Here is a 12,896-nt window from a genome sequence, read left to right as displayed (position 1 = left end):
AACAAGTATCAAATATTAAATTAAATACTATAAGCACTAAACTAACCCCAGCTATAAGCTGGGGTTAGCATTTTCAAGAAACTACAAAATATAGCTCTAAATTAAACCGGCTTAACAATCGTCGGTATTAAAAATTTACAAAGCGAAGTTATACAATTATTAACTGGAGCCACTGCTGATGAAGAAACTTAACATCTCCGCTATTCTATTAATGGCAATCTCACTCAATATCTCTTTTACTGCGCAGTCGCAAGAACACCCTAACTTGATTATGACCAAATCTGGGGTAGAAAAAATTAGACAAAACCTAGGTAAAGTGCCTTTATTTGATGCCTCTTTAGAAAGTGTTAAACAAGAGGTAGATGCAGAAATTGCCTTAGGCATAGATACACCCATTCCTAAAGATTTTTCAGGTGGTTATACCCACCAAAGACATAAACTAAATTTTATCATTGCGCAAAAAGCAGGCGCTTTATATCAAATACTTCAAGATGAAAAATATGCAATTTATATCAAAGACATGCTTTTTCAATACGAAACCATGTACAAAACTCTACCAGTACATCCACAAGAGCGCTCATACGCAAGAGGAAAGCTATTCTGGCAATGTCTAAATGACAGTAATTGGTTGGTGTATATGAGCCAAGCCTACGATGCCATTTACGAAACCTTGTCAAAAGCCGAACGTGACAAGTTAGAAAACAATTTATTCCGGCCTTTTGCTGATTTCATCTCTATTGGCAATCCAAAATTTTATAACCGCATTCATAACCACAGTACTTGGGGTAACGCAGCCGTGGGTATGATCGCTTTGGTAATGGATGATAAAGAATTGTTAGACAGAGCTTTATACGGAATTGAAGACGACGGACTACCAATAGGTGGTATTGACAATGATGGCGGCACAATAAAAGTCGAAGGACAAAAGAAAGGCTTTCTAGCTAACCTAGAAGACCCATTCTCGCCAGACGGTTATTACACCGAAGGGCCTTATTATCAGCGCTATGCCATGTATCCCTTTTTGATTTTTGCTTTAGGTATGCACAATGTTAAGCCTGAAATGAAAGTGTTTGAGCATAAAGACAATGTTCTACTTAAAGGTGTAGATGCCTTGCTTAATTTAACCGACGCTGATGGCGAGTTTTTTCCGTTAAATGACGGGCAAAAAGGCATGTCTTATTACACCGCATCTTTAGTGACAGCGGTTGATGTGGCATACCATTATGGTAGTCAAAACCCTCAATTATTAAGCATTGCTGAAAAACAAAATAAGGTGTTATTAAACCAAGCTGGTTTGTCTGTGGCTATGGGCATTCGTGATGGAAAAAGTACGCCTTACCTTAAAAACTCAATTAACTTAACCGATGGTCAAAACGGTGATCAAGGTGGCGTCAGCGTGCTACGTTATGGCAACGAAGACTTAACTTTAGTGTTTAAATACGCAGCCCAAGGCTTAAGTCACGGCCACTATGACAAATTATCATTTTCACTTTTTGAAAAAGGCAATGAAGTTATTCAAGACTACGGGCTTGCTCGATTTGTGAATATTGGTCAAAAAGGTGGCGGTAACTATTTACCAGAAAACACAACCTGGGCTAAAACCACCATAGCCCACAATACTCTCTCTCAAAATCAACAAATGCATTTTGGTGGACAATATAAGGTCGCTAGCCAACATCATTCAGAGCTACACGTTTATGATGTATCGAATAAAAATGTGCAAGTTGTCAGCGCGACTGAAACCAATGCCTACCCTGGCACTAAGTTACAGCGCACTATGGCCTTAATCAAAAATCCAAGTTTTGAGAAAGCATTTTTGCTAGATATCATGAAAATAATTTCAGGCACAAAAAACCAATACGAGATGCCTTTTTATTACATGGGGCAAGTGCTTAGCCAAAACTTTAGTTATGAATCCCCTGAAGTTTTAAAGCCGCTAGGTACAGAGAATGGTTATCAACATCTTTACCTTGAAGGTAAAGGTCAGGCTGCTGCCAATACCTCACAGTTTTCATGGTTAGGCCAAGGTAAGTATTACACTTTGAGTAGTGCCACCAGCACCTCAGACGAACTATTACTAACCCGTATTGGTGCTAATGACCCTGAGTTTAACTTGCGCAGAGATGCGGCTTTGATGATCCGAAGAAAAGACACTGACAACACTAGCTTTGTGTCTGTGATTGAACCTCACGGCAGCTATAGCCCAGTGTCGGAACTGTCTTTAAACTCAAATAGCAATATTAAGCAGTTGTTAGTTATGCATGACGATGCAAACTATACAGCTGTTTCTATCGAGGATGTTAAAGGGGCTTCAAGCTTGTTTATTATAGCGAATAAAAACGCATCAGCTGATAAACAACATACCTTACCGGTTGCGGGTAAAACTTATAAATGGACAGGGGTTTATTATTTTTCAGAATAGAAAGGAACTAAACTTAGAATAAACTAAAAGAGCCAGCTTAAATGCTGGCTCTTTTATTCTTGTCTAGCAGAACTAACAATTCTTACATTTAGAATGCATAATTATATTGAGCAGCAAAAATAGCGGCGTTACCTTCACTGGCAAAGCCCCACTGCCCCCCTAGATTATCAGCTTCGGTAAAACTTCTATTTTCACCCCGTAGAATACTTAAACCGAGATCAACTGAAGAGGTATTATTGAGCACATAAGTAGCGCCAGCACTTAACCATAACCGGTTAGTATCTGGGATAGAGATTGACTGATGGTTAGGGTCACTTGGAGTTTTATCATAAGCAATACCTGCGCGTAACTTCACATCAGAATTCAATTGATAATCAGCACTTATGGCATAGCGGAAGCTATCACTGAAGTTTTCATCTTTTTCAAAAACAGGCTCTTCACTCACTGGAACATAGGCCTCCAACCTGTCGAAACTACTCCATTGAGTCCACATTACGCTATAGTGTAAGCCCCACTTATCATCTAACTGGTGACTAGCAGAAAATTCAGTAATAGCTGGTAATTCAATTGCCAACCTGCCATCTAACGTATTACCTTCTAAGCCACCCAAGGCAGCCGGAAGCTGATTACTATATTCACCTTCAAAATCTAGTTCAACAGAGCTACGGTGTGCCAGACCTAAACGAGTAGAATTAGATACGTCCCAAGCCATACCTATATTCCAACCAAAAGCAGCATCATCACCGTCCATTTTTGCCACTTCGGTACTATTGGTCACACCTAAGGTTGATCCATAATTAGCTTGTAAAAAAGCGGGTAACCCAGGACCTGCATGACGAACCAGTTCTGCTTCTGCATATACATAATTAAGACCAGCAGCCACTGAAAATTGCTCTGATATTTTATAAGAAATACTAGTATTGAGATTAACCGTTAAAATCTCTGTTGAGCCGGCAAGTTGGCCTGCTGCGTAATCATCAGCAAAGTCAGTCGCTAATCCAAAATTAGAAAATAAACCTAAACCAACAGCCCACTTATTATTAATAGGCATCACCAAATAACTGGCAGGAACAAATGCACCAGGTGCAATACTATCGTTATTTAAAGCCTCTGCATTAGAATAAGCTGGCGCACTTTCACCCTCAAGACTCACATCAGGCTTAACATAGGTTCCGACAATAGATAATTGATTCTGTTTAAATTGAGACATAAGAGCTGGATTACGTGCTACAACCGATGCATTTTCTGCAATAGCTGCATCCCCAGCAAATGCCCTACCTAAACCTGAAGCACTGTGTTCCGCTAGCTGGAATGCTGCACCAAATGTATTGAGTGACAAAAAGCTTGCGCTGGCACCCATTAGAATTCTATTTAATTTCATCTTTATCTCCTAAACCTACTGCTATTAACTGCCTACAAACAGAGCAGACCAGTTAAAAAGGACGGAGATAATATAGACTTTAATGTTAAAGGGATAGTAAAAATTTAAAGTTTTTACGAATAAACTGCGAAAAAATGTAACTAAAACTTTACGAATTATCCGTAAATTTAGTGAAAAAGGTATAGCGGTAGATATTTAAACTCACACTCATCTCATACCATTACAACTATTACTCTATCTCTATTTGAGAGTGAAATTTAGCTAATCCAGGGCCTTGAAGCAATGAGTCTAATTCAATATTAAATTGACGAATATACTCTTCAGTTTGTGGACTCTTATGACAAACAATACCTAAATCATCCACTAATATTGGTGAATTAATATCGTATTCAATATTTTCTAATCTAAACCGTTTAAGAGCTGATATGACTATTGTGGCATCATGCACGATTGCATCTAAACGCCCTTTTGCTAACATGCCAATCATAGATCTAACATCTATTAACTCTATATATTTTGCATTAGGAATTTGTAACCGTTTTTTTAAATCCCATTTTCCTTCGTCACGAACAATACCAATTAATTTACCTTGTAACTGCATTTTATTGACTATTTTTACGTTAGAAGATTGTGTAAAAGCAACATAATCGACTGTTGCAAAACTAGTGGTCGATAAAACATCGTACCCTTCATAATATACATCAAGCAAAGTAGCAGGAATAATACAATCAGTGTCTCGACTGTAAAAAATCCTTGCTCCTCGCGCTGGAATAGTCACTTGATAGTCCATGGCTATTCCGTTAGTTAGGTCAACATGTGCAACCAATAGATCGAACAAACCTTTATGGTTAAATTGCGTAGCACCTGGAAAGTTAAGCGCAGTCATATGAATTGGAATTTTTTTTTGAGGCTGTTGAGCATAACCACAATTAGTCGTTCCGAGTGTCAGGCATGAAAATAACAAACACCACCCCAAAAAAGACCTATATACTACCCAGTTCATTTAGATGACACTCAAAACAAAAAATCATATAAATCAATGTTATACGATAATAACTCTAATTACTATTAGCATGCTTTTTAAACCCATAATTTTTTAAAAATTGAATTAGGATCAACCCCGCCAAAATCCATGCACACGTTTGATAAAATAACCCAATCATGTCTGAGTGTTGCCCATGAGACAAATCGAGTTGCCAATTAAATTGCCCAAAAAGATAATCTAATAATAAGCCTGCGAATAATGCGCTGACTATAATGCCAACTAAATAAATGCCTAATTCTCGCTTGCCTAACTCCTTCTTTATAACCATTAAAGTGGCGATATTAGTGGCTGGGCCTGTAAGCATAAACACTAATGCAGCTCCAGGTGTTATACCCGACATTAATAAGGCTACGGCAATAGGCGTTGAAGCAGTAGCACAAATGTACATAGGAATCGAAATCAACACGACCAATAACATGGCACCTATTCCTTGGGCATAATCAGTAATATAATTAGTTGGCACATAGGTGGCGACTAAAGCAGCAAAACCTATACCGATTAAAAACCACAGCATAAAGTCACGCAACAATTGCCCAAAACCAAACACAAATGAGCTTTTTAATTTTTGGCCAAAAGACTCAGGCTTTGGCTTAGCGTGGCCGCAGCAAGATTTCTTAGCCGGTTCCGATTTTTGTTGATGAATATTTTGTGCCTCTTGAGTACCAAAATTTTTAATTAACATACCTGTGGTTATAGCAGAAAATATTGCAGCTATAGGCCGCGCGATAGTCATAATCGGCCCCATTAACGCATAGGTAATACCGAGCGAATCTACCCCGGTTTCTGGCGTGGCCACCAAAAAACTAGCCGTACTAGCTTTACTGGCACCACTACGCCGAATTCCCATAGCCACCGGAATAACCGAACAAGAACATAAGGGGAGTGGCGCACCTATTAAAGCAGCTGTGACGACAGAACTATCTTGACCTAAAGATTTATCTATCCACGTTTTTGGTACAAACTGATTAATTAATCCGGCAACCCACATACCCAATAATAAGTAAGGTGCAGATTCAACAAATAAGTGAATAAAATTAAGCCCTAGTTGCATGTTATTTACCCGCTTCTAAAGTAGAAATAATTGTACAAAATTCTGCGCTTTCTTGACCGCCACAACAATATGCCTGTAATTCAGTTAAGGTGCCTTCCATTTGTTGAAGCTGTTCAATCTGTTGAGATATTTCTTGTAATTTACTCTCTGTTATAGATTTAGCCTCAGCACATACATGCAGACTCTTGTCATGCTTAATCGCTAATAATGCAGCGGTTTGTGCTAGTGAAAATCCACATTCTTTGCAACGTTTAATAAACAAGGCTGTAATTAAGTCATCTTCTGAATATATACGATAGTTATTCACACTTCGCATTGACGCTTTTAATAAGCCTGACTTTTCATAATACCTTAACGTATGGGCATTAATTCCAGTGCGCTTTTCTAATTCACTGATTTTCATTTTGATTTATTTGTAGTGACTTTGTTTCATTATAAACCTTAGAGCTACATCTAAGGTCAACTAGTTTAGCAAAATTTCATTTGTCGCTTACACTTAGTAGGAACTTTAAAGAGGCCTTACATCATGAAACTATGCCGTTTACTGTTAATCATTTTAATTAACCTCAGTTTAGCCGGCTGCCAACCAGCAGCGACGACTGAAGAAAAATCAAATTCAATAACACAATCCGAGACAAATTTACTTCCAGAAGCTAATACTAGCTCTACTAATTGCAATCTAACTCTAGGTTTTGATGCGTGGGAGCCCTACCAATATGTGGATGTAGGAGGGAAAGTGACTGGACTAGACATTGAACTCATTAGTCTAGTTACCGAAAAAATTGGCTGTAAGATTACCTACCAGCAAGGGACTTGGGTCGAATTATTGAATTCGCTCAAGACTGGTGAAGTGGATATGCTGTTAGGCGCATCTAAAACCAAAGCTAGAGAACAATACGCCTTATTTAGTTCGACTTATCGAACTGAACAGTTTTCCTTATATATACGTCATGCAGATAAAAAGCGACAGGCATTTGATTCTATTGATAAATTTATCACAAGCAATAGCCGTATCGGCATAGTAGAAGACTATTATTACGGTCCACAAATCGCCATGTTACTTGAAGGCTCTGTGACGTCTAAATTATTTGTAAATGCCATTATGGGAGAACTTAATGTTGCTCGGTTATTAGATAACGATATAGACGTATATATTGAAGATAGTTTTGTTGGTGCCTCTATGTTGCGCAGAAAAGCACTGTCTAATCGAATAACGCCCCATAAAATAGCGATTGAAACAGGTGATGTTTACGTAATGTTTGCTAAAGACACCTTTTCAAATAATCAACTCGAGGATTTTAATCAGCAACTCAGTACCATTAAAAACAGTCCATTATTTGAAAATTTAATGAACAAGTATAGTCAATAAATTTCGCAGTTAAAGTTAACAGACTCCTTAAGATTAACGACAGAAACATAATGGGCATCTGATTTTTAGATGCCCATTTAGGTTTTCCAAGCAGAATCCCTCCAAACTCAACGATAAACAAATTTAATAATACCATTCCATATTAATATGTGATCACTCAGAGTGCATCCAGCGGATTTTGATTGAGGCGTCGCTGTGCAGTAATGGTTGTTCCCTTTCAAATAACGAGTAAAAAGCAAAAACCGCTGGGGCAGTCCTTTCAGGCGAGTTTTAAAAGAGCTTACACTGCGTTGCATGACTTTGAAAGAGCACCACTATTCCTTCAATCATGCGCCTTGTTTAAGCTCTTTTAAACTCTCGCTGAGTGACTACATATTGATATGGAATGGTATAAAGCCAAAAAACAATTGTTCTCTTTCTTTTGTATGACAGGTGATTAATGTTAAGATTTTGTATATAAACATTTATTACTCTCTATAAATATAGCTAAATTTAACAACTTTACTCTCAAGGTTCTTATGCAAAAACAAGACATTCAACAAAAGAACAATCAGTCTTTAACTGATAAAACAAAAGTCGGATTAACTAGACGCGAATTATTGGTTGGAATAATGGCCTCGGTAGGCGTAGTTAGCACTATGGGCTGTGTAGATAACTTCGAAAAGTCTATTTCTAGTCCAGCCGCTGACTCACCTTCTAAGCAAGATGATTTGCAGTTTTACAGCCAAGAGCAATTTGAATTAATCAGTGTTCTAGCAGATTTAATTATTCCTAATACCGATACTCTTGGTGCCTTGGCGGTCGGGGTCCCTGCGATGATGGATACTTTGTATGCCCAGTGGGCATCTGAATCATCAAAAGAAAAACACACGAAAGAGATCACCCAAGTCAGCACTGGCTTAAACGATTTACTCAGTGAAGATTTTCTAGCGGCACCTAGCGACAAACAAATTGAAATATTATCAAATTATGACCAACAGGCTTTTTCAAGCAATTGGGATCAAACATGGGCTTATCGAGCAATCAAATCATTGATTGCGCAGTTTTATTACTTATCAGAAGTTGGGGCAACAAAAGAGTTACGTTATGAATTAGTCCCCGGGCGCTGGGAAGCCTGTGTGCCGTTTGAAAAAATTGGCCGTACATGGGCAGCTTAAAATCCAAGTCACCAAATAACCTAATCAAATACCCAAAAAACAAAGAGTTTTAGTATGACAGAATATGATGCAATCGTAGTTGGCTCAGGCATGAGTGGAGGCTGGAGCGCCAAAGAATTAGCAGAACAAGGTTTAAAAGTATTAGTACTTGAAAGAGGACCAAAAATAGAACCAAGTAAAGATTACGCAGATTTTGTATCTCCATGGGACAAGCCTAACTTAGACCAAATTCCTGAAGATGAAGTTAAAGAACACTACCCAATCCAATACAAAGGGGTTCGGTATGCCATGCGTAATAGTACTAAACATTTTTGGGTCAAAGATAGCGAACATCCATATGATACGCCTAAAGATAAACCTTACGAGTGGTTAAGGGGTTATCATACTGGGGGGCGTTCGTTGTTGTGGAGTCGTCAGTCTTATCGATTAGGTCCTCAGGATTTTGAAGCAAACAAAAAAGATGGGCATGGTACAGACTGGCCGATTAGATATTCTGATTTAGAGCCTTGGTACGATTACGTAGAAAAATTTGCTGGTGTAGCAGGTAATAAAGACGGCTTAGAGCAATTACCGGATGGTGTATTCCAACCTGCATTCGATCTAACTTGCGCAGAACAAGCATTCAAAACTAACCTCGAGAAAAACTTTCCAACTAGAAATGTTATACAAGCTCGGGTAGCGCACTTAACTAAGCCTACAGAAGAACAAATGGCATTAGGCAGAGGTCCTTGTCAGGTGCGTAACCATTGTAATCGAGGCTGCAGTTTTGGCGCTTACTTTTCATCGAATCACGCTACACTGCCAGCAGCTATGCGCACCGGAAATTGTACGATTGTGAATAATGCCATAGTGCAGTCAGTTGAATATGATGCCGAACGTCAACGAGTATCAGGAGTAAAAGTAATCGATGCGAACACCAACAAAGTTACAACCTATACAGCTCGTTTAGTTTTTTTAAACGCTTCGACAATAGCTACATCCATGATATTGCTGCAGTCAAAATCAGAAACATTTCCCAATGGTTTAGCCAATAGTTCTGACCAAGTAGGCCGTAACCTAATGGACCATGTCAGCGGTGCAGGTGCCAGTGGTGAATTTGAAGGGTTCGACGACGAGTATTATTACGGGCGTAGACCCGGAGGCATTTATATTCCACGCTATGCCAATATTACCGAACAAGATAAGCCCTATTTAAGAGGGTTTGGATTTCAAGGCGGGGGGAATCGATCTGGCTGGACGGGCAACCGCCCAGGTATAGGAGAAGACTTTAAAACGGCTAATCGTAAACCAGGTACTTGGCGCGTTGGTATTTATGCCTTTGGTGAGGTTTTACCTAACCCCAATAACAGAGTGACTTTGCACAAAACCAAGACAGATCAATGGGGACTCCCCATAGCTCATATAGATTGCGTTATGGGCGAAAATGAAAAGATTATGATGCGCGAAGCTCAAAAAGACGCCTACGAAATGTTAAAGGCGGCAGGGGCTGTCAATATTAACAAAGGGCCTGATGCAGAAGTGAACTTAACTGCACCTGGTAACCGGATACATGAAATGGGTACAGCGAGAATGGGACGAGATCCTAAAACATCAGTTTTAAATGAATGGTGCCAAGCTCATGATGTACCTAATCTGTTTATTACTGATGGCGCTTGTATGCCTTCAGGGGGCTGCCAAAATCCGTCTATCACCTACATGGCATTATCAGCTAGAGCTGCCAGCCATGCGGTGAAATTATTCAAAGAAGGGGTGATTTAAAATATTCGATATTTTAATTAACCCCGTTTTTTTTACACTTAGGACAATAAATAAAATGAATAAAAATATATCTAAGTTATTACTACCGTCAGTAGTTATGTTAACTCTAGCGGCGTGTGGAACAACTGAAAAAACCTCCGACCAAAGTGACTGGGTTAGCCTATTTAACGGCAAAAACCTCGACGGTTGGACCCCTAAATTTAATGGCTCTGTTGTCGGTGAAAATTACAATAATACTTTCAGGGTAGAAGATGGATTATTGACCGTTTCGTATGATCAATGGGATGAATTCAAAGATTACAAAATGGGCCACTTATTTACCAACGAATCATATTCAAATTATAGAGTACGTGTTGAATACCGTTTTCTTGGTGAACAAGTAACGGATGATCCTAAACTCGCTTGGGCTTACAGAAATAATGGAGTGATGTTGCATACGCCTCCAGCTCAGGATATGGAACTAGACCAAGCGTTTCCAATTTCTGCCGAAGCTCAGTTATTAGGTGGAAATGGCACAGACCTACGCACCACAGGTAACTTTTGCTCACCTAGTACTAATATCGTACAAAATGGCGAGTTAAAAACTGAACATTGTATTAAGTCAAACTCAAAAACGTTCCATGGTGATCAATGGGTGTGGTTTGAGGCAGAAGTACATGCTGACGGTAGGATTAAACATTTTATCAATGATGAACTAGTATTTGAGTATTCTGAATTACAAATAGATCCACAAGATGAATACGGTGCAAAATGGTTAGCTGCAGGAAAACCATTAAAAATAACTCAAGGTCATTTTGCAATACAAGCAGAAACACACCCCACACAATTTAGGGTTATTGAAATAAAATCTTTAGATTAGCAAGTCAGTATGAGCGCAAAATATAGGGCCAAAGTGGGATAAATTAGTGATAAAAACAACATTAAACAATTTTGGAAAAATAAAAGTTCTGTCTTTTATTTTTACTATTATTTTGGTGTTGTTTTATGATGATTTACCCAAGCGCACCTTAGTTTTAGTACCTCATGTCGATAATTTTGCTCAGGAAACAACAGACCAAGTCGTGGGCGGAAATTCAGAATTTGAATGGCTAGATAAAGACCAGTTAAAATGGTCTTGTACCTTTAAAAATCAATATGCATATCCCTATTGTAACATTAGTTTAGCGTGGTCGAAGCGGCCTTTTAGGCAAATTGATTTTAGTCCATATAATCATGTCAAACTGGATTTAGAATACACTGGTGCCGCAAAGTTTTTAAGAGTATTCATACGCAATGCATATCACGACCCGAAAAATCTCGATCCGCTGCAAAGTGGTAAATTTAATAACATTACTAAATATGCTGCTTCGTTTAAGGAACCCGTTTTAATTTACTTTGATGAATTAAGGGTTTCCGATTGGTGGATTGATGATTTTCAAGTCCCCCCTGAACATGTTTCACCTGATGTAAGTGCTACAATAGCGTTAGGCATTGATATACCCCACCCAGCACCATTAGGAAATCATGAATTTCACCTCCGCTCTCTGACTGCTATTGGTGACTATTTCAGTAAAGAGATCTTATATTTTTCTATTATTATCTTTTGGAGCATACTGCTATTAGGCGAAATAATTGTGAAATATATAAATTTACAAAAAAAGTCTAGAAGTTACAGTAAAATTTTATCCCAGATGTCTGAGCAAAGTGCCTTATACAAAGAAAAAGCTGAAACTGACAAACTAACAGAAATTCTAAATAGGGAAGGATTGGAGCAAATTGTAGAAAAACTCAAGGAGCAGGGGCTGTTACAACAATACGCTATTATTGTTTTAGACATCGATTACTTCAAACGTATAAACGACAAATATGGTCATGCAGTAGGTGATGACGTACTAAGAGAACTAGCGTTAATCATAAGTAGTTGCATGCGTTCTTATGACATTTTTGCTCGTTGGGGCGGAGAAGAGTTTGTTATCTTGTTCCATTGCTTAGATGATAGCCACCTATTGACATTCGCAGAAAAAATCAGAAAAGCAGTCGAGTCAGCCACTTTAATTAAGGGTAAAAAAAGCCTAATTACAGCTAGCTTAGGCGTGGCAAAAATCAATAACCCACCTAACTTCAATTCAACTTTTAAAATGGCTGATGAGGCTTTATATGCTGCAAAAGGAGCAGGTAGAAACAGAGTTATGATTTATCAAAAGTAACCAGTGCTAAACCTAATCAACCTGAATACTGGATAAGCCGAGCCTGCCCAAAGGGCAGATATTTTCTGCATAAACAAGCCATTGAATTATATGGCTAAATATATTTTAAACGACACTTCTTATCCAGAATTCAAGTTAACTAATATTTCATGGCAATTGTCTCACTCATTTACCTAAAATACATAAAACACATAAACCCTAGTATAGATTTTATGTACCCAATCATTCTATCTCACAGCTTTTATTACATCTAAATAATCTAATATCACTATCCTAAGCGTGGCTTTTCTAAATAAATAATTAATTTCATATACCTTGTGAAAATTCTTACATAGAAGAAACGCCATTAAAAACAAGTTAAATGATGATAGTAAACACACACAAACTTAAATTAAATTTATTAAAAAACCATAAATAAAATATAATTTAGATAATTTCTTTATATTTTAGATAGTAGGTGCTAACTTAGATAAATTAATTAGGTTACTTAATTATCAAACTATTCAATTAAGGGTGACTTGATAGTT

10 protein-coding genes are annotated in these 12,896 nt (G+C 38.0%); 6 read left to right on the top strand and 4 right to left on the bottom strand.

The features are described from left to right. The first annotated feature begins 178 nt into the window (after positions 1-178). The gene (locus tag L0668_RS05430; RefSeq protein ID WP_235311060.1) at positions 179-2,422 is read left to right on the top strand and encodes an alginate lyase family protein; all 2,244 of its coding nucleotides are present in this window, start codon (positions 179-181) and stop codon (positions 2,420-2,422) included. Between the two features lie 88 nt (positions 2,423-2,510). On the opposite strand, the gene L0668_RS05425 is transcribed toward L0668_RS05430, so the two are convergent. From L0668_RS05425 to L0668_RS05410, 4 genes are all read right to left on the bottom strand, one after another. Beyond that, positions 2,511-3,803, bottom strand: a complete 1,293-nt coding sequence (locus L0668_RS05425) for an outer membrane protein transport protein (protein ID WP_235311058.1) — start codon at positions 3,801-3,803, stop codon at positions 2,511-2,513. A 229-nt stretch (positions 3,804-4,032) separates the two neighbouring features. Beyond that, positions 4,033-4,767, bottom strand: a complete 735-nt coding sequence (locus tag L0668_RS05420) for a transporter substrate-binding domain-containing protein (RefSeq protein WP_235311057.1) — start codon at positions 4,765-4,767, stop codon at positions 4,033-4,035. Positions 4,768-4,861: 94 nt separating this feature from the next. Beyond that, positions 4,862-5,899, bottom strand: coding sequence for an SO_0444 family Cu/Zn efflux transporter (locus L0668_RS05415; protein WP_235311056.1), 1,038 nt, complete (start codon positions 5,897-5,899; stop codon positions 4,862-4,864). A 1-nt stretch (position 5,900) separates the two neighbouring features. Continuing rightward, positions 5,901-6,302, bottom strand: a complete 402-nt coding sequence (locus tag L0668_RS05410) for a heavy metal-responsive transcriptional regulator (protein WP_235311055.1) — start codon at positions 6,300-6,302, stop codon at positions 5,901-5,903. Between the two features lie 123 nt (positions 6,303-6,425). On the opposite strand from L0668_RS05410, the gene L0668_RS05405 reads away from it, so the two are divergent. The 5 genes from L0668_RS05405 (at position 6,426) to L0668_RS20855 (ending at position 12,369) form a co-directional block, all read left to right on the top strand. Then, positions 6,426-7,268 carry a substrate-binding periplasmic protein gene (locus L0668_RS05405; RefSeq protein ID WP_235311054.1) on the top strand — a complete coding sequence of 281 codons (843 nt, stop codon included), beginning with the start codon at positions 6,426-6,428 and terminating at the stop codon, positions 7,266-7,268. 518 nt (positions 7,269-7,786) lie between these two features. Continuing rightward, the gene (locus L0668_RS05400) at positions 7,787-8,425 is read left to right on the top strand and encodes a gluconate 2-dehydrogenase subunit 3 family protein (RefSeq protein WP_235311053.1); all 639 of its coding nucleotides are present in this window, start codon (positions 7,787-7,789) and stop codon (positions 8,423-8,425) included. A 54-nt stretch (positions 8,426-8,479) separates the two neighbouring features. Further along, positions 8,480-10,183 carry a GMC oxidoreductase gene (locus L0668_RS05395; RefSeq protein WP_235311052.1) on the top strand — a complete coding sequence of 568 codons (1,704 nt, stop codon included), beginning with the start codon at positions 8,480-8,482 and terminating at the stop codon, positions 10,181-10,183. Between the two features lie 55 nt (positions 10,184-10,238). Beyond that, on the top strand, positions 10,239-11,042 hold the full coding sequence (locus tag L0668_RS05390; protein WP_235311051.1) for a 3-keto-disaccharide hydrolase: 804 nt from the start codon (positions 10,239-10,241) through the stop codon (positions 11,040-11,042). A gap of 46 nt (positions 11,043-11,088) precedes the next feature. After that, a complete protein-coding gene (locus L0668_RS20855; protein ID WP_235311050.1) occupies positions 11,089-12,369 on the top strand; it encodes a GGDEF domain-containing protein in 1,281 nt (426 codons plus the stop codon). Positions 12,370-12,896 lie beyond the last annotated feature (527 nt).

Source organism: Paraglaciecola algarum (assembly GCF_021532655.1).
Classification (GTDB): domain Bacteria; phylum Pseudomonadota; class Gammaproteobacteria; order Enterobacterales; family Alteromonadaceae; genus Paraglaciecola; species Paraglaciecola algarum.
The sequence above is the reverse complement of the archived record's forward strand: the minus strand, read 5'-3'. Positions and strand labels throughout refer to the sequence as shown.